General features: G+C 53.1%; 16 protein-coding genes. 10 read left to right on the top strand and 6 right to left on the bottom strand.

Annotation, left to right across the window (positions count from 1 at the left end):
• Positions 1–144: 144 nt before the first annotated feature.
• From AA74_RS0103550 to AA74_RS0103535, 4 genes are all read left to right on the top strand, one after another.
• The gene (locus AA74_RS0103550; protein WP_021242489.1) at positions 145–1,140 is read left to right on the top strand and encodes an alpha/beta fold hydrolase; all 996 of its coding nucleotides are present in this window, start codon (positions 145–147) and stop codon (positions 1,138–1,140) included.
• Between the two features lie 44 nt (positions 1,141–1,184).
• Positions 1,185–1,925, top strand: coding sequence for a response regulator (locus tag AA74_RS0103545; RefSeq protein WP_025911118.1), 741 nt, complete (start codon positions 1,185–1,187; stop codon positions 1,923–1,925).
• The gene (locus AA74_RS0103540; protein WP_025911116.1) at positions 1,922–3,223 is read left to right on the top strand and encodes an ATP-binding protein; all 1,302 of its coding nucleotides are present in this window, start codon (positions 1,922–1,924) and stop codon (positions 3,221–3,223) included. The genes AA74_RS0103545 and AA74_RS0103540 overlap by 4 nt, the downstream gene beginning before the upstream one ends.
• 137 nt (positions 3,224–3,360) lie before the next feature.
• Positions 3,361–4,551: a cytochrome c biogenesis protein/redoxin gene (locus AA74_RS0103535; protein ID WP_025911114.1), complete on the top strand. Its 1,191-nt coding sequence runs from the start codon at positions 3,361–3,363 to the stop codon at positions 4,549–4,551.
• A 5-nt stretch (positions 4,552–4,556) separates the two neighbouring features.
• Here AA74_RS0103535 and tam read toward each other — a convergent pair whose 3' ends face one another.
• Entirely contained in the window at positions 4,557–5,315 is a 759-nt protein-coding gene (tam, locus tag AA74_RS0103530; RefSeq protein ID WP_008503216.1) for a trans-aconitate 2-methyltransferase, read from the bottom strand.
• Positions 5,316–5,753: 438 nt separating this feature from the next.
• On the opposite strand from tam, the gene AA74_RS0103525 reads away from it, so the two are divergent.
• Entirely contained in the window at positions 5,754–6,392 is a 639-nt protein-coding gene (locus tag AA74_RS0103525) for an acyl-homoserine-lactone synthase (RefSeq protein WP_023292411.1), read from the top strand.
• Positions 6,393–6,406: 14 nt separating this feature from the next.
• Here the strand turns inward: AA74_RS0103525 and AA74_RS0103520 are convergent, their stop codons facing one another.
• Both AA74_RS0103520 and AA74_RS0103515 read right to left on the bottom strand, forming a co-directional pair.
• Positions 6,407–7,099: a LuxR family transcriptional regulator gene (locus tag AA74_RS0103520; protein WP_008503218.1), complete on the bottom strand. Its 693-nt coding sequence runs from the start codon at positions 7,097–7,099 to the stop codon at positions 6,407–6,409.
• A gap of 285 nt (positions 7,100–7,384) precedes the next feature.
• Positions 7,385–7,969 (bottom strand): NUDIX domain-containing protein, encoded by a 585-nt coding sequence (locus tag AA74_RS0103515; protein ID WP_023292410.1) that lies wholly within the window; start codon positions 7,967–7,969, stop codon positions 7,385–7,387.
• Positions 7,970–8,055: 86 nt separating this feature from the next.
• On the opposite strand from AA74_RS0103515, the gene AA74_RS0103510 reads away from it, so the two are divergent.
• Positions 8,056–8,829 carry a DeoR/GlpR family DNA-binding transcription regulator gene (locus tag AA74_RS0103510; protein ID WP_021242483.1) on the top strand — a complete coding sequence of 258 codons (774 nt, stop codon included), beginning with the start codon at positions 8,056–8,058 and terminating at the stop codon, positions 8,827–8,829.
• A 60-nt stretch (positions 8,830–8,889) separates the two neighbouring features.
• On the opposite strand, the gene AA74_RS0103505 is transcribed toward AA74_RS0103510, so the two are convergent.
• Both AA74_RS0103505 and AA74_RS0103500 read right to left on the bottom strand, forming a co-directional pair.
• Positions 8,890–9,261, bottom strand: coding sequence for a VOC family protein (locus AA74_RS0103505; RefSeq protein ID WP_023344151.1), 372 nt, complete (start codon positions 9,259–9,261; stop codon positions 8,890–8,892).
• A gap of 94 nt (positions 9,262–9,355) precedes the next feature.
• Entirely contained in the window at positions 9,356–9,799 is a 444-nt protein-coding gene (locus tag AA74_RS0103500; protein WP_023292407.1) for a PACE efflux transporter, read from the bottom strand.
• A 414-nt stretch (positions 9,800–10,213) separates the two neighbouring features.
• On the opposite strand from AA74_RS0103500, the gene AA74_RS0103495 reads away from it, so the two are divergent.
• The 4 genes from AA74_RS0103495 (at position 10,214) to AA74_RS0103480 (ending at position 14,066) form a co-directional block, all read left to right on the top strand.
• Positions 10,214–11,251, top strand: a complete 1,038-nt coding sequence (locus AA74_RS0103495) for an aldo/keto reductase (protein ID WP_025911106.1) — start codon at positions 10,214–10,216, stop codon at positions 11,249–11,251.
• Positions 11,252–11,446: 195 nt separating this feature from the next.
• Positions 11,447–12,355, top strand: a complete 909-nt coding sequence (locus tag AA74_RS0103490) for a LysR family transcriptional regulator (protein WP_025911103.1) — start codon at positions 11,447–11,449, stop codon at positions 12,353–12,355.
• Positions 12,356–12,515: 160 nt separating this feature from the next.
• Positions 12,516–13,481 carry a hypothetical protein gene (locus tag AA74_RS0103485; RefSeq protein WP_008503224.1) on the top strand — a complete coding sequence of 322 codons (966 nt, stop codon included), beginning with the start codon at positions 12,516–12,518 and terminating at the stop codon, positions 13,479–13,481.
• 15 nt (positions 13,482–13,496) lie between these two features.
• Positions 13,497–14,066 (top strand): hypothetical protein, encoded by a 570-nt coding sequence (locus AA74_RS0103480; protein WP_008503225.1) that lies wholly within the window; start codon positions 13,497–13,499, stop codon positions 14,064–14,066.
• A 41-nt stretch (positions 14,067–14,107) separates the two neighbouring features.
• Here AA74_RS0103480 and silA read toward each other — a convergent pair whose 3' ends face one another.
• Positions 14,108–17,248 carry a Cu(+)/Ag(+) efflux RND transporter permease subunit SilA gene (gene silA, locus AA74_RS0103475; RefSeq protein WP_025911098.1) on the bottom strand — a complete coding sequence of 1,047 codons (3,141 nt, stop codon included), beginning with the start codon at positions 17,246–17,248 and terminating at the stop codon, positions 14,108–14,110.
• Positions 17,249–17,252: the final 4 nt, after the last annotated feature.

Genomic DNA, 17,252 nt, shown 5'->3' with positions numbered 1-17,252 from the left:
ACTTCAAGGCCTGTGTTTGTATCACACTGTATCAGCGTCCCGGATACATACACAGGCTTGCAATAAACCCGCTTTCGCACATATCCGCTATACATTGAGGTGTTGTGATATCCCCGTGAATTGTACTCAACCGGAGATACCAACATGTTCAGCAAACTTGCTTACTCAACCCTCGCACTGACCGTTTCGCTTGGCACCGTGATGTCCTGTCAGGCGGAAGCCACCGGCACGAATTTCGCGGCCGCCTTTGATCATCCCCAGCAAATTAACGCTGGCGATCTGAACGTCGGTTATGTCGACATTGGTCCGAAGGACGGTCAGCCGGTTATTTTATTGCACGGCTGGCCCTACGATATTCACAGCTACGCCGAGGTCGCACCCGCTCTGGCGGCAAAAGGGTACCGGGTCATTGTGCCGTCTCTGCGCGGCTACGGTACCACGCGCTTCCTGTCAGCAAACACACCGCGCAACGGCCAGCCCTCGGCGATGGCGAAAGATATCGTTAATCTGATGGATGCCCTGAATATCAGGCAGGCGGTATTTGCAGGCTATGACTGGGGCGCCCGGACGGCGGATATCGTCGCGGCGCTGTGGCCAGAGCGCGTAAAATCACTGGTGTCGGTGAGCGGGTATCTCATCAGCAGCCAGCAGATTGGGAAACAGCCGCTGCCGCCAAAAGCAGAGCAGCAGTGGTGGTATCAATTCTATTTTGCGACAGAGCGCGGTGCGGAAGGCTATGCCAAAAACACGCATGACTTTGCGCGCTTAATCTGGTCGCAGGCCTCGCCTGACTGGAAATTCAGCGACGCGGTCTTTAACGCCAGCGCCAAATCCCTCGATAACCCGGACCACGTCGCGGTGACGCTCAGTAACTATCGTTGGCGTTTAGGGCTGGAAAAAGGCGAGCGCAAATACGACCGCTACGAGCAAAAACTGGCCACGCTGCCGAATATCACCGTACCAACGATCACCATCGAAGGCGGCAACAACGGCGCGCCGCATCCGGCACCGCAGGCCTATGCAGCTAAATTTACCGGCAAATATGAGCACCGTACCTTCGGCGCAACCGTGGGGCACAATCCGCCTCAGGAAGATCCGCAGGATTTCGTTAAGGCGGTTATCGACGCGGACAAGCTGTGAAATGTGCTATTTTCAGTACGTTACCCTTCGGTCTGGAGAGTTCGGTGGAACATATTGACCACATCCTTGTCGTCGATGACGACAGGGATATTCGTGAACTGATTGTCGATTATCTCATTAAGTCCGGTTATCGCGCCTCCGGCGCGGCGAACGGCAAAGAGATGCGTGCCGTGCTGGATAAACAGCATATCGACCTGGTGGTGCTGGATATCATGATGCCCGGTGACGACGGCCTTACGCTGTGTCGAGAGCTGCGCGTCGGGAAGTATAAAGATTTGCCCATTCTGATGCTGACCGCGCGTAACGAGGAGACGGACAGGATCCTGGGGCTGGAGATGGGGGCGGATGATTACGTCGTGAAGCCGTTTGTCGCGCGTGAACTACTGGCGCGCATTAAAGCGATTTTACGGCGTTTTCGCGCGATGCCGCCCAATTTACAGGTGACGGAAGCAGGGCGTCTGGTGATATTCGGTGAATGGCAGCTCGATACCGTCGCTCGCCACTTAATCGACCCGGAAGGGGTGATCGTCGCGCTCAGCGGAGCGGAGTATCGTCTGCTGCGCGTTTTCCTTGACCATCCGCAGCGCGTGCTGACCCGAGACCAATTGCTCAACCTGACGCAGGGGCGAGACGCCGAGCTGTTTGAACGCTCAATCGACCTGCTGGTTAGCCGGGTTCGCCAGCGTCTCAATGAAGATGCCCGCACGCCCGCCTATATCAAAACCGTGCGCAGCGAAGGCTACGTCTTTACGATGCCGGTGACCATCAAAGAGGTTAACGAATGACGATCTGGCCGCGCTCGCTGCTGGCCCGTTTGCTGCTCGTCGTGCTGGCCGGTCTGCTGCTGGCTAACGCCCTGAGCCTGACGCTGGTCATGGTTGAACGCATGCACAGCGCCCGCACGGTGATGCTCGGTAATCTGGAAAACGATGTCGCAACCAGCGTCGCCATTTTAGACCGCTTACCGGCCAGCGAACGCGCCGCCTGGCTGCCGCGGCTTGAACGAGGTAACTATCGTTATATCCTGGGCACAGGGGAACCCGGCGCAGCGCCGACGGATAAGCGTTCGCAGGACGCCATCAGAACCTTAAAAGCGACGCTGGCCGCGCATTACCCGCTTCGCTTTACCGCCGTTCCTGGCGCCATTTCACATATTCAGGCCCACCTTACGTTACGCGATGGCGCGCCGCTGACCATTGATCTGATCCCGCGCATGCCGCCCGTCGCCAGCTGGCTCCCGGTCGTCCTCATCCTGCAGCTGCTCGTGCTGGCCGTCTGCGCCTGGATCGCCGTGCGGCAGGTGGTACGGCCTTTTTCACACTTTACCCGCGCGGTGGATGCGCTGGACCCGGCCGCCAACACGCCAATGACGGAAAAGGGGCCGGTTGAGGTGCAGCGTGCAGCGCATGCCTTCAACGCGATGCAGGCGCGAATTCAGTCCTATCTCAGGGATCGGGCGCAGATCCTGGCCTCGATTTCTCACGATCTCCAGACGCCCATTACCCGCATGAAGCTGCGCGTCGAAATGGCCGGAGAGCCTGAACTTCGCGACAAGCTCCTGAACGACCTTGATAATATGTCTCGTCTGGTGCGGGAGGGCATTGCTTATGCCCGGTCATCGGAATCACTGGAGGAGACGTCACTGAAGCTGGAGCTGAACGCCTGGATCAACAGCATCGCCTGCGATTATCAGGACATCGGTAAAAACGTGCACTTTCAGGCAAGCGAAACCCGCTTGCCCATCGTCACGCGGCCGCAGGCGCTTCGCCGGGTGATGACCAACCTGCTGGATAACGCCCTCAAATTCGGCGAGCGTGCTGCGATTGCGATAGACCTTTCGTCGGACAGCGAGGTCATTATTCACATTATGGACGACGGACCGGGAATACCCGAAGCCGAGCTGGAGGCGGTTCTGCAGCCGTTTTATCGGGTTGAAACCTCGCGTAACCGCGATACCGGCGGAACAGGACTCGGCCTGGCGATTGCCGCTCAGCTGACCGCACAGCTGGAAGGAAAACTCAGGCTGGCGAACCGCGCCGGGGGCGGACTGGATGTCGCCATTACGCTACCGCGTCGTTCGTAAAATTGTACGGCTTTGTATCTCCCGGCCTGGGCGATACAGAGCCAGACAAAACCCACGCGTTTACACATACCCTGAACACATCCGCACGATGAAATAGCCTCACTGCAGTGTCGCAGGACATGTCATGTGAGGTCACTATGTTTCTGGTAATCGCTTTTCTGGGCGGGATGATAAGCCTGCTCAGCCCATGTACGCTCCCGGTTATTCCACTCATGTTCGCCGGTTTCCAGGGGCAGCGTCGGCATATTCTGGCCCTGCTTGCGGGGATGATCGTGATGTTCACTCTGGTGGCAATGGTCGTCACCGTCGCCACCGAGTGGATAACAGAGGCAACCATTGTCGGGCGCTGGATCGCGCTCGTCATTCTGGCCACCGCCGCGCTGGCCTTGATTTTCCCGTCTTTCGCCCAGCGTATTGCGGGACCGGCCGTCAGCGCGGGACATGTTCTCAACAGCCGTAGCGGGCAAACGCGCGGAATGGCATCGGCTTTTCTGGCCGGGCTAGCGGTTGGGCTGCTCTGGTCTCCCTGCGCCGGGCCTATTCTGGGCGCGATTTTCAGCATTAATATTGCGGGGCATTCGGCCATCGCCACAGGCGCACTGCTTGCCGCCTATGGCAGCGGATGCGCGCTGATGCTGGGTCTACTCGTGTTCGGCGGACGCTCGCTGATGGCACCACTGAGAGCAAAATCGGCGCTAATGGCGAAGCTGCGTCAGGGGACGGGGGTGGCGATGTTAGCCGCAGTCATCCTGAACGCGACGGGGATGACTTCGCTACTGAAAGGGGCAAACGGCGTCGCGGACCGTCTTGAGACGGTGCTCTTGAATCTGGCGAAACCTGCCACCGCGCCGGTGAAGCTCCAGCCGGTAGTCATGACAGAGCCCAGCAGCCAGCTGCCTTCGCTAAGCGGTGGAACAGGGTGGATAAACGGTGACCCTGTCACGTCTGAATCGTTACGGGGAAAGGTTGTACTGATTGATTTCTGGACGTGGGACTGCATTAATTGCCAGCATACGCTCCCCCATGTGCGGGAGTGGGCCACAAAGTACCAGCCGCAGGGTCTGGTGGTGATTGGTGTTCACACCCCGGAATATCCCTGGGAGAAACCGCTGTCGTCGGTTAAAAATGCGGTGAAGAAATGGCAACTGCCGTATCGGGTGGTGACGGATAACAACTATCAAATCTGGAATGCGTTCGGCAATCAGTACTGGCCAGCACATTACTATTTTGATGCCAAAGGGCAGCTGCGCTATACCGCCTTTGGCGAAGGTGACTATGAGCAACAGGAAAAGGTTATCCAGCAGCTGCTCAAAGAAGCCCGCTCATAATCGGATCAGGGCTGGCGTTGAGCCACGATAAACAACCTTGGAAAAGCCAGCAGTATCTGCCCGTTTTCCTGGAGCGGATACTGCTCTTCCAGCAGTTCATGGTAGCGTTTCAGGAACCGTTTCTGCTCGCTCTCGTTCAGTTCCTGAAGCCAGGGGCGCAGGCCGGTGGCGCTTACCCAGTCAATAATCGCCTGATGAGAGCTCATTTTGTGATAATAGGTTGTCCGCCAGATATCCACGTCACAGCCAGCTTCCGACAGAATATCGTAATAAGCATGCACGCCCGGCAGCGGTTCGCGGCCACGGTCTGGATAGTCTTGCTCCAGCGCCACTTCACGCATCGCCACATGGGTGGGTTCCAGCCAGTTATCAGGCATCTGGACCGCCAGCACGCCATTTAGCTTAAGCAGGGAAACAAGATGCGGCAGGAGATCGTAATGGTCCGGAATCCATTGCAGCGACGCGTTGGCATAAATCAGGCTCAGCGGCTGGCCGGGCGTGTACTGACGAATATCGGCCTCTACAAAATGGCAATCGGGTAAGGCGGCGCGTGCTTCCTCGAGCATGGCAGGGGAGTTATCGACCCCGGTGATGTGAGCAGAAGGCCAGCGATGCTTCAACAGCGCGGTGCTGTTTCCCGGTCCGCAGCCCAAATCCGCAATGGTAGCGGCCTCATCCAGAGGAACTCTGGCGAGCAGTTCTGCGGCCGGACGCGTTCTTTCTGCGCCAAATTGCAGGTAAAGAGAAGGGTTCCAGTCGGCCATTATCAATTCTCCGTTTTGCATGTTTCTGCAAGAATAGCACAGGCAGATGCCTGCAAAGCGGTATTGGCGAGGGTGTTTGGCCATAAGAAGCCAGCAGAGTCAGAAAATGAGGAAAGGTGCAAAAAATAATAAAACGGAAATATTACCCCTTAAAAGATTAAGGGGCAATACATTTATTGTAATTATTTTATGATTATTGTTTTTTAATATTTTATCGGCAAAGTGCTTCTTATGCTCTGTACCCGAAACTTTAAATATTAGATAATCATCGATGGGTATATCCCTGGTGTTTCGTAGGTCTTTGACCTCCTGGCCGCTTAGTTTTGCGAGAACTTCGTGGTCAGGTACTTTTTAAGTATAGGGAATATGCGGCACAATGAAAGCTGTCCTAAAAGACAGGTGATAATAGTTTCAGGTGTTATTATCAGGAACAAGAGCATGAATTCTGTCATTGAATTTTTTTTACACGACTACGATGATTTACCCCCAGCATTAGCGCGCGAACTTTACCGACTCCGGAGAAAAACGTTTCGGGACCGACTCGACTGGAAAGTGGAATGCGTCGAAGGTATGGAGAAGGATCAATTTGATTCCCATAACACGACATATTTACTGGGTATGTATGATGGACAACTGTTATGCGGCGCACGATTTATTAACGCAACGCAGCCCACGATGATAAGCGAAATTTTTCATAATTATTTCGACAACCCCATTATTTTTCCCGCAGATGTTCCTTGTTGTGAAGTGAGCCGTTTATTTTTAGATAAAGAAATACGAGATTCCGCAAGTCTGCATGGCGTGCCCGCCAGTAAAGCATTGTTTCTTGCAATGAATATTTATTGCATGAAGAAAAAATATCATGGAATGTATGCTGTAGCCAGTCGTGGAATGTACGCCATATTTCGCCATGCGAACTGGAAAGTTGAAGTTATACAGCGTGGTGTTTCTGAAAAAGGCGAGGTCATTTACTATATTTATATGCCCGCCAGCACCAGCATTATTGAAGACATTATTAGCAAAGACAAATCCAGTCACTGGCTTCGCGAAATGCTCGAGCACTTACGCCATTTATAACCAGTGGCTGAGGCTCAGTCCTCCAGTAACCGGAGTTCCGTTCCAAGTTTTATTGCGTGCCTTGCATTATTCACGCCGAGCTTTTTCATGATGTTGCCCATATGGAATTTAACGGTGCGCTCAGCAATAGACAATATAACAGAAATTTCTGCGTACGTTTTTCCGGCGCTGACCCATTTAAGGATTTGGCGCTCACGTGGCGACAGGAAAACATTCTTTTTCTGCTGATGCTGACTATACAGATTGAGTGTCTTCTGGTGTAACTGAACAAGGAAACGTAGAAAATGCGGCCGATATTTTTCAATGTCAATCCCAGAATGCTTAGGACTGATGACGGATAAGACAACAAGATTATTCAAATAGTCATGCAGAGGAAACGTCTGTCCCTGATAAATATCATACTGGACACTTTCGTCGAAAATACGCGTCAGGTTATAACCATCTGACAGGACAACATCACTTTCCCAGAAAAAATCTTCCACACAGCGCAAAGCCCGAATGATAACAGGGTCAATGAACTGATATTTTTTTTCAAGGTAGATAGTAAACCACTCTGGACTGTTATTGATTATCCTCATCTGTGAGGGATCTTTCTTGTTCATAATGGCGTAGGCGAAGACGATCCCTTTGAAGTCCTCAAAAAACGCGTCCAGCTCACTCTGAATTTGCGTATTGATCGTTAAGTCGTTGTAATATGTATCCTTCACGTGAGTTGCTGCCTCCTGTACGAGTGGAGGAGCAAGTATAATATGCTTCGTTATCTGTAGCGAGTCGCATTTTAATCCAGTCAACAGATAAGACAGGCTGCCTCAACTGGCAGCCTCGTGAACGTTTGGGATTTTTGAATGGTAAATGCAGATGACTTAGGGAATTGTTGATGTTTTTATCGAATTTCGAAATCGTTCACTAATTATAGTAGGCTGCAAGATTTAGGAGGTTTTACGCTTTTCCCCAGGTTCATACAAATTGAAATCAGGATTTAAACCAGTAGGTTACAGAATGCCTTTCAGGGCAATATGATAAAGCAGCATGATGGTTTTACCGTCGACAATCCTGCCGGTTTCAATGCGGCGTAATGCCTCTTCAAGCGTCATTTCCAGCACGTCGATATCTTCTCCCTCAGCCTTGATCCCGCCGCCGGCGCCGGTTCTGTCTTTCGGCTGATACTCGGCAAGATAAAAATAGAGTTTTTCCGTGACAGAGCCCGGGCTCATATAGGCTTCAAAGATTTTCTCTACGCGCGTAACGTGGAATCCGGTCTCTTCTTCCGCTTCTGCTTTGATGCGGCTTTCAGGATCCATGTTGTCCAGCAATCCCGCCGCCGCTTCAATTAAATCGTCCTCATGGCCGTTAATAAAAACAGGGAAGCGGAACTGGCGCGTCAGGATGACCGTCTTTTTCTCACGGTTGTAGAGAAGAATCGTCGCGCCGTTGCCACGGTCATACACTTCCCGCTGTTGCCGCTGCCATTCGCCATCACGGCGCTGCAGGTCGAAGGTGTATTTTTTAAGGATGTACCAGTTATCTGACAGGGTTTCACTGTTAATGATGCGCACATCTGCACGTTTTGATTGCACGATTGTTCCTCCTTACGTAAAGTAATACTCATAAACAGCAACATCATGCACTTTCAAGGTAAAACATGCAACATCAGGAAAACAGGATGCTCACTCGTCAGCGAAAACAATTGATCCTTGAAAAGCTGGGTGCCGAAGGTCAGGTCCAGTCAAAAGCGCTGAGCATTCTTTTCGACGTCTCTGAAGACACTATCCGGCGCGATCTCCGCGAGCTGGCGGCAGAAGGGCGTTTGCAGCGTGTTCACGGCGGCGCACTACCGTCATCTTCCGCAATTGCTCCGTTTGCCGAACGGCAATCCGTTAAGATGGATGCAAAAAAAAGGGTGGCCCGGAAAGGGGCCCAGCTGATTTCATCAGGCCAGGTAGTGATTATCGACGGTGGCACGACAACCTCGGAGCTGATTACCTTTTTCCCGCCTGACTTGCGCATCACCGTGGTGACGCACAGCCCGAGTATTGCTCTGGGGCTTGTTGATCATCCTGCCATTGAGGTGATTTTGATCGGCGGACGGTTGTATAAACACTCGATTGTTGCGGTCGGCGCGGCGGCCATCGAAGGCATAGAGAATATTCATGCAGATCTGTTCTTTATGGGCGTGACCGGTATTCATCCGGATGCGGGGCTGACAACCGGTGATTTCGAAGAGGCATGCATCAAACGTGCATTCTCCGGCAGAGCCGCGGAAACGGTCGTTCTGGCGTCTCCGGAAAAGATCAACACCGCGTCGTCGTTTGTGATTGGCGATGTATCATCAGTGAATACCATCATCGTTGAAGACGGTACAGATAAGGAGTGGATCCGCGCGGTATCGGAAAAGGGGGTATCCGTCGTGCTGGCCTCAGATCGTGACAGCCTCTGACAGCCAGCGACTGGCTGTCAGGATTTAGCTTCTAAAATGTTCTCAAGCGAAATATTTGGGCTACCGACTTTCCGGCGCATGGCATACGGCTTCAATGTTATGACCATCAGGCGAGATGACAAAAGCGGCATAGTAATTTTCACCATAGGAACGTAGCCCCGGCTCACCGTTATCACGTCCGCCAGCGCCCAGCGCGGCATGGTAAAAATCATCTACCTGTTGACGGGTCTTGGCCACAAACGCCAGATGCAGAGGCGCTGGTTTGTCATTTGTCTGGAAAAGGCAAAGCGAAACGTCGCCAGAGCTCATCTCAACACCATAATCCGGCGCGCCTTCATCGACGAGTTCAACACCAAGCGGACGAAGCGCCTCGAGGAAGAAGGTTTTACTTTTTTCATAATCGCTGACGCCAAATTTCACATGATCAAACATTATCGACTCCTTGAAAGCGATAGAGAAATGAAGAGTATAGAAGGTGACAGGAGTCGAATATGAGCACAGGTGCGTCTATGTGACAGATATCTCGTTACATAGCAGACTGTTTCCGTCCAACAAACGTCCAGCGCAGGTAATCGTAAACCCAGTTAAACAGCATCGTGTACGGCAGGAAAAACAGTACCAAACCAATCTCAACAAAAAATGCCTCCGTCATCGTTAAATGCAGCATCACCATGGCCACAGGAATTAACGTGATGATAAGTCCGGCTTCGAAACAGGCCGCATGGAGCGCGCGGACGAGGAACGTTCTTTCAAACTGGTATTTTTTCTGAAGAGCGTCAAAGAATTTGTTAAACACAAAATTCCAGGCCGTGGCGGTAAGCGCGGATATCACGGACAGCGAACCAGACTGGAGTACCGACACGTTCATCAGCCACGCAAGCGACAGCGCGATGATAATGTTGGCCGTGACTTCAAAAATGACCGCGTGGAAAATCCTTTCTCTAAAGCTTTTATCTAATTCAATTTCCATAAGTTTACGGCAGCAGTGGGCAAAGGCTGAAGTATATCAAACGTCTTTCAACCATGTGTAAACGTAGACGTTGGGTCGTGCGGGGCCTCGACACAAATCATGCCTGAAAAGGTGGCTTCACATGATTCAATGGACCAGGTCAATCATGACCGCAGAAATGCAGATTTTGCCTCTCCTTATTTAAGTGCGCATAATGTATATTATGTTAAATGACATCTGATAGCTAATCACGAGCCGATACATCAATCTGTTATTAATTCTGACCACCCTCTCGCTTCTCGTCTTTCACTGTCGATAACGACGATTTGTGAAAAAAACTCATAACACCATTCGATGGCGCATGCTGGTTCCCTTCATGTCAGTGCAATACCCTGTCACATACAGAATTGCTGGCAATAAAAGAAGGAACACAGAATGAAGTATGTGAATCTGGGTCGTAGCGGTTTGCAAGTCTCCCGTCTTTGCCTCGGTTGTATGAGCTATGGTGAACCTGAACGCCTGCCTCAACCCTGGTCCCTGGATGAAAAGGCGTCACGGCCACTCATCCGTCAGGCGCTTGAAGCGGGCATTAATTTTTTTGATACCGCGAATATCTACTCGGGCGGAAGTTCTGAAGAGATCACAGGAAAAGCGCTGAGAGAAATGGCCAGACGCGATGAGATCGTTGTGGCGACAAAGACCTTCTTTCCGTGGCGCAACTCACCCAATACCGGGTTTCTTTCCCGCAAGGCCATTTTTCAGTCTATTGACGATAGCCTGATGCGCTTAGGTATGGATTATGTGGATCTCTTTCAGATTCACCGCTTTGACCACTCCACGCCTGTTGAAGAGACCATGGAGGCTCTGCATGACCTCGTTAAATCAGGAAAAGTACGTTACATCGGCGCATCATCTATGGAAGCCTGGCGCTTTGCAAAAATGCAGCATACTGCAGAGCGTAACGGCTGGACCCGATTTATTACGATGCAACCGCAATACAACCTGCTTTACCGGGAAGAAGAGCGCGAGATGTTGCCCCTGTGTGAAGACCAGGGCGTTGGTGTGATCCCCTGGAGTCCGATGGCACGCGGCAGGCTCACGCGCGACTGGAGTGTCACGTCCCGACGAACGCAAAACGATGCCTTTGCGTTAAAAATGTATGAGAACGCAGCCCTTCTGGATAAGCCCGTTATTGATGTCGTTGCCAGCATTGCTGAAAAGCACGATGTGCCAAGAGCCCATGTTGCAATTGCCTGGTTGCTATCAAAAACGGTCATCACAGCCCCGATCATTGGCGCGACCAAACCAGAACATCTTTCCACGGCTATCAGCGCACTGGACTTTACACTTAGCGATGCTGAAATCACGGAACTCGAGGCACTCTATCTGCCGCACCCCGTCGACGGGATCATTCCCCCGCTTCCTGATGCGCCCCCTTCACTCACGCCGCCTTCAGCAATACAGAACCGTTAACCCCCTTCCCTGGCCCGGCGTTGCCGGGTCTCATTATTTTCAAGAATAACGAAGCACACCGTTTTCAGTGAGAGGCGATGAGTGGATGGACTTGTGAAAAAAATTCAGCAACGGATTAGCGCTAATCGGTCTATGGTGTATATCATTTCCGTATCAACGCAGTCGGGCGTTAAGGCACAAGGAAAAGGATTCTGTATGCAAATAAGCAGAGCTGATGTTGCCGATCTCATTTATTTCATGGCTATTGCACGTCATCGCAGTTTCAGCCGTGCTGCCATTGAATTAGGTGTCAGTGCATCAGCGCTTAGTCATGCCCTGAAGGGACTGGAAACCCGGCTCGGGGTTCGCCTGCTTAATCGCACGACCAAGAGCGTCACCCCTACGGCAGCAGGTGAAGAACTGGTTCAGTCTGTCCTTCAGCCTTTCGACACGATAGAAGGCGCGCTTGAATCGCTTAACAAGTATCGTAATACCCCTGGCGGACGTATCCGCATCAATGCTGCCGTTGAAGCGGCCAATCTTTTGCTTGCGCCAGTTATGCCCGCGTTTATGGATCGCTATCCCGATATTGAAATCGATATTGTGGCCAGCAACCGTATGGTTGACGTCACTGATGCGGGCTTCGATGCCGGTATCCGCTATGGTGGCACCGTCCCGGAAGACATGGTTGCCCGGCGTTTATCTGCCGATATTCGCTGGGTTATCGCAGCATCCCCAGACTACCTGGAACGTTACGGAACGCCTGAACATCCGGATGATTTATTACACCATCGTTGTATAAGCAATCGTCTCGGCGACGATCGGATTTATCGCTGGGAACTTGAGCGAGACGGCGAAACGTACCAAATCACTGTGCCAGGCTCAGTGACGGTCAACCAGGCTGAAACGGGCCTTGTGGCCGTATTAGGCGGAGCTGGTCTGATGTATTTTCCGGAGCCTCTTGTTGAACCCTATGTGAAGGATGGTCGGCTCCGCCTGGTGCTCACGGAATGGTCCCCGCTGGAGGAAGGTTTTCATATCTATTATTCAAGCCGCCGGCAACTGCCGACCGGGCTTCGCCTTCTGATTGAGTTCATACAGGAGGCCAGGCCGCTAGGGTTGTGAAATAGCGCTTCCATGCGGGACGATACGGGAACAGTTGTAGGAATCATTTGATCACCGAGTTAACGCTGCTATTATCAAAGTATTAATCTTCGAATCATAAATTTTTTCAATATATTACCCTGCTAATTAATAGTCCTCACGGAATGAAGGAGCTTCCTCGATGAACTTACCCGGTCAGCAGTCGCCTGACAGCACCCTTCCCTCTTATGATCTCTCGCGAAGCCTTGGCCTACAGGCCGGTGCAGATATCGATTTTAAAAAGCTGGCCGCACAGCTCGACTGCACGCGTAATTTTTACAATGTCGGCATCATTTTTGATGATGGCAAGCAACGCTGGCTGGTTCGCCCGTCTCGACGCATTGCTGATGTGAATCAGAGCACCGTCAGCCATGTAGTCATCAGTAAAATTCCGGATGCTAAGGAAATCAGTGCAGAAAAAGCTGTGGTTGCGACGCTAACTACTCCGTCACTTGCTACGGAAATTACCTCGACCGGTTTTGCCTGTGGCGCGATGATTGTTACGCTTGTCATGGCGTTTGGTGCCGGTGCGGCAGTACCGTTTACCGCTGGCGGGTCTGGTGTGATTGCGGCGATTAGTCTGTCCGGTACACTGGCTACGGGAGCGCAATGCATGATTGGCGCGGGCCGTCTGCTGGCTATCCATAACGACCATGGTTCCGATGTTGCATGGCTTGACAGCCAGGACTGGTACGTTGCCACCACGACAGTTCTGGATGTCATTTCGCTTGCTGCGGCAGGAACCGCGCTAAGAGGTACTTTAGAAACGTACAAGCTGATGAAAGCGGCGTCTTCAAGTAAAGTTACCGCCTGGTTCCAGAGCCTGAGCCGTGCCGAACGTAAGCGCATCACGGAAGAGATCATTAAAGCGCAGAATCCAGGTATCTCCAGTGCCGGGGTAAAGGCCGCGATCCGCGCAGGTGTTTATCCGAAACGTTTCCCAAGCGAATCGTTACAAAAATCACTGCAGCGCGAGCTGATGAGTGCGGTCAACAACGCATCGGCCTTTGTGGGGAGCTCACTCACTGGGACTATCCGCAATCCACAAAATACCGTCCAGTCAGGACGCTATGTAGTAGGTGTGCTGCAATCATTTTTACCTAACTGAACGCTGAGTATTTAAATGTTTAAAGTTTTAACCCGTCGCCTGCAACACTGTAACGAGGTGGCTACCAGCATAAGCAATACCTCCCCGACACAGCTGCAACAGCTAAAGACTCAGTTGGCTGAAGAAATGGGCAAACCTGTGGGTCTACACACCATGGGTATTCCGGCGGCAATCAGTACTCTCGGGGTAATTGTCAGCTTCGCGATTCCTCAGCTGTGGTTGGGCTATGATGTACTCGCCGCACTCGGCCAGCCAGCCGAACGCGTATTCGTGTGGGTTGTGCTGATCGCCCTCCTGTTCGCAAGCATCAACGGCGTGACGATGTTTATGATTGGCAAAGGCAGCATGCGCGCCGTGCGGTTACATCTTACGCTGGCGGTGATGAGTCTGGTATTAACGGCAGCCTATTTGCTGGCCGCGCTGAGCGGTAGCGCTGCTCCGGGCGTCAGTCTGACCGCTGCGATGGTGAGTACTGTCATGCTGGGGCTTAGTGGCAGCTGCATCTTCTCTACCGCTTTCTATAAGATGCTGCTATTTACTCTGCATAACAGAGCCTGGCGCAAACTGATCAGCAAGGCGCGCTAAGCATTCATCCCGTAAAAACCCGCCGCTACCGGCGGTTTTTTTTAAGGCTTTTTATGCCTGCGCAACCAAATTAACTTATACGCCGCAGGAATAATAAACAGTGACAGCAGCGGTGCCGTAATCATCCCGCCGATCATGGGCGCCGCTATCCGGCTCATGACTTCTGAGCCTGCCCCGGTCCCCCAGAGAATGGGCAGCAGACCGGCAATAATCACCGCGACGGTCATCGCCTTTGGCCGCACGCGCAGCACGGCGCCCTGATAAAGGGCGTCATCAAGCCCCTGTTCAGTGAACGTTTCGCGCTGGGACAGCGCCGGATGTGCTTCAACGGCATGACGCAAATACATCAGCATGACCACTCCAAACTCTGCTGCCACCCCGGCCAGGGCGATAAACCCGGTGCCGGTTGCCACGGACATATGGAAGCCCTGCCAGTACAGGAACCATATCCCGCCGACCAGCGCGAACGGCAGGCTCATCAGGATCAGCAACGCCTCATCCACGCGACGGAACGCCAGATAGAGCAGAATGAAAATGATCATCAGCGTCATCGGCACCATCAGCTTCAGTTTCTTGTTGGCGTGCTCAAGCAGTTCAAACTGCCCGGAGAATGACACGCTGGTACCCGGCCTGAGCTTCACGTTCTGGCTGATGGCCGTCTTAATGTCGTTCACCACCGACACCATATCCCTGCCGCGGGCATCGATATAAATCCAGCTCGCAGGCCGGGCATTCTCCGTTTTCAGCATCGTGGGGCCTGAAACAACGTTGATATCCGCCACATCACCCAGCGTAATCTGCTGTTTCATTGGAGTCAGGATCGGCATCTGCCTCAGCGCGCTCGGGCTATTCCGGTAGTCCTGAGGATAACGAATATTAATCGGATAGCGGGCCACGCCTTCCACCGTTTCACCCACCGTCGCACCGCCGATGGCCGAGGAGACAAACAGCTGCACGTCACCCACCGTCATTCCGTAGCGGGAGGCTTTTTCCCGGTTGATATCGACATCGATGTAGCGCCCGCCCTCCAGACGTTCAGCCAGGGCAGACACCACGCCCGGCACGGTTTTCGCTACCGTCTCGATGCTTTGCGCCGTCGCGTCGATATCAGACAACACGGTACCGGACACCTTGATACCAATCGGGCTTTTGATCCCGGTGGAAAGCATGTCTATCCGATTGCGGATCGGCGGAACCCAGAGATTCGCCAGACCGGGCAACCGAACGGTCTTGTCGAGCTCGTCAATAATCTTGTCAATCGTCATGCCGGACCGCCACTCATTCTCAGGCTTGAGCTGAATGGTGGTTTCCACCATTTCGAGCGGCGCGGAATCCGTAGCCGTTTCGGCTTTACCCGTCTTGCCGAAAACTGAGGCCACTTCAGGCACGGTTTTAATTAACTTGTCCGTGGTCTGTAACAGTGCGGCCCCTTCTGCCGGAGAAACGCCCGGCAATGTTGAGGGCATATACAGCAGATCGCCCTCATTAATCTTCGGCAGGAACTCGCCGCCTACCTGGCTCAGGGGCCAGATCACCGTGAAGATGGATAAGGCCGCAACCAGCAGGGTTGTTTTGGGCCAGTTGAGCACCCGAATCAGCAGCGGATGATAGGCGTTAATCAGCTGCCTGTTCAGCGGGTTACGGGTCTCGGCGGGGATTTTACCCCGGATCCATAATCCCATCAGAATGGGGATCACGATGATGGCCAGCGCGGCCGCCCCTGCCATGGCGTACGTTTTGGTGAAGGCCAGCGGACCAAACAGCCGTCCTTCCTGCCCCTCAAGGGTAAAGATGGGAATGAAGGATAAAGTGATGATCAGCAAGCTGATAAACAGCGCCGGTCCAACCTCTACAGAGGCGTTGGTAATCACCTTCCAGCGGGTGGCGTTATCAATCTGCTCTCCCGGATGCTGGTGATCCCACTCTTCCAGCCGCTTATGCGCGTTCTCAATCATCACGATGGCGGCATCCACCATCGCGCCGACGGCGATGGCAATGCCTCCCAGCGACATAATATTGGCGTTCAGCCCCTGGAAATGCATGACGATAAAGGCAATACACAGGCCAAGCGGCAGAGAGATAATCGCCACCAGCGCCGAGCGAATGTGCCAGAGGAACAGCGCGCAGACGATGGCCACCACGAAAAACTCTTCGAGAAGTTTGCTGCTCAGGTTATCAATGGCCCGGTCGATGAGCTGGCTGCGATCGTAGGTGGTCACAATCTCAACGCCTTCCGGCAGGCTGGCCTTCAGCGTCTCCAGCTTGTCTTTTACCGCCGTAATGACCTCGCGCGCGTTTTTACCCGAACGCAGGATCACCACGCCGCCCGCCACTTCACCCTGCCCGTTCAGTTCGGCAATACCACGGCGCATTTCCGGCCCCGTTTGTACGCGGGCAACATCACGCAGGTAAATCGGCACACCGTTCTCACCGGTTTTCAGGACGATGTGATTGAAATCATCGATGGTCTGCAGATAGCCGCTGGCCCGCACCATATATTCCGCCTCCGCGATTTCTACGGACGATCCCCCCGCTTCCTGATTAGACGATTCAAGGGCCTGCTTAACTTCCGGCAGGCTGACGCCGAACTGCGCCAGCTTTAACGGGTCAACCTGAATCTGATACTGCTTCACCACGCCGCCGACGGAGGCCACCTCGGCCACGTTCGGGATTGTTTTCAGCTCAAATTTAAGGAACCAGTCCTGCAATGATCGCAGCTCGGCGAGATCGTGTTTTCCGCTGCGGTCCACCAGCGCATACTCAAATATCCAGCCTACGCCCGTGGCGTCCGGGCCGATTTCGGAACTCACCCCGGCGGGGAGTTTGCCCTGAACCTGATTCAGGTACTCCAGCACGCGCGAGCGGGCCCAGTACAGATCGGTCCCGTCTTCAAAAATAACGTACACATACGAATCACCAAACTGTGAAAAACCGCGCACGGTCTTCGCGCCAGGAACCGACAGCATGGTGGTGGTGAGTGGATAGGTCACCTGGTTTTCAACAATCTGCGGGGCCTGTCCGGGATAGCTTGTTTTGATAATCACCTGAACGTCAGACAGATCGGGCAAGGCATCGACCGGGGTGTGGATGATGGTCCATGTCCCCCAGACGCTGAGAAACAGCGCGCCCATCATCACCAGGAAACGGTTGGCAACCGAACGCCGGATAATCCATTCAATCATCATC

It is taken from the genome of Enterobacter sp. 5-4 (genome assembly GCF_000612205.1).
In the GTDB taxonomy this organism is placed as follows: domain Bacteria; phylum Pseudomonadota; class Gammaproteobacteria; order Enterobacterales; family Enterobacteriaceae; genus Enterobacter; species Enterobacter roggenkampii.
Note: the sequence above shows the minus strand (reverse complement) of the source record. Positions and strands in the feature narration are given on the sequence as shown.

Excerpts from the sequence above, each read along its gene's own strand:
- AA74_RS0103550 (WP_021242489.1), top strand. The coding sequence starts at position 145 with ATGTTCAGCAAACTTGCTTACTCAACCCTCGCACTGACCGTTTCGCTT.
- AA74_RS0103540 (WP_025911116.1), top strand. The coding sequence starts at position 1,922 with ATGACGATCTGGCCGCGCTCGCTGCTGGCCCGTTTGCTGCTCGTCGTG.
- AA74_RS0103535 (WP_025911114.1), top strand. The coding sequence starts at position 3,361 with ATGTTTCTGGTAATCGCTTTTCTGGGCGGGATGATAAGCCTGCTCAGC.
- tam (WP_008503216.1), bottom strand. The coding sequence starts at position 5,315 with ATGGCCGACTGGAACCCTTCTCTTTACCTGCAATTTGGCGCAGAAAGA.
- AA74_RS0103525 (WP_023292411.1), top strand. The coding sequence starts at position 5,754 with ATGAATTCTGTCATTGAATTTTTTTTACACGACTACGATGATTTACCC.
- AA74_RS0103510 (WP_021242483.1), top strand. The coding sequence starts at position 8,056 with ATGCTCACTCGTCAGCGAAAACAATTGATCCTTGAAAAGCTGGGTGCC.
- AA74_RS0103505 (WP_023344151.1), bottom strand. The coding sequence starts at position 9,261 with ATGTTTGATCATGTGAAATTTGGCGTCAGCGATTATGAAAAAAGTAAA.
- AA74_RS0103500 (WP_023292407.1), bottom strand. The coding sequence starts at position 9,799 with ATGGAAATTGAATTAGATAAAAGCTTTAGAGAAAGGATTTTCCACGCG.
- AA74_RS0103495 (WP_025911106.1), top strand. The coding sequence starts at position 10,214 with ATGAAGTATGTGAATCTGGGTCGTAGCGGTTTGCAAGTCTCCCGTCTT.
- AA74_RS0103490 (WP_025911103.1), top strand. The coding sequence starts at position 11,447 with ATGCAAATAAGCAGAGCTGATGTTGCCGATCTCATTTATTTCATGGCT.
- AA74_RS0103485 (WP_008503224.1), top strand. The coding sequence starts at position 12,516 with ATGAACTTACCCGGTCAGCAGTCGCCTGACAGCACCCTTCCCTCTTAT.
- AA74_RS0103480 (WP_008503225.1), top strand. The coding sequence starts at position 13,497 with ATGTTTAAAGTTTTAACCCGTCGCCTGCAACACTGTAACGAGGTGGCT.
- silA (WP_025911098.1), bottom strand. The coding sequence starts at position 17,248 with ATGATTGAATGGATTATCCGGCGTTCGGTTGCCAACCGTTTCCTGGTG.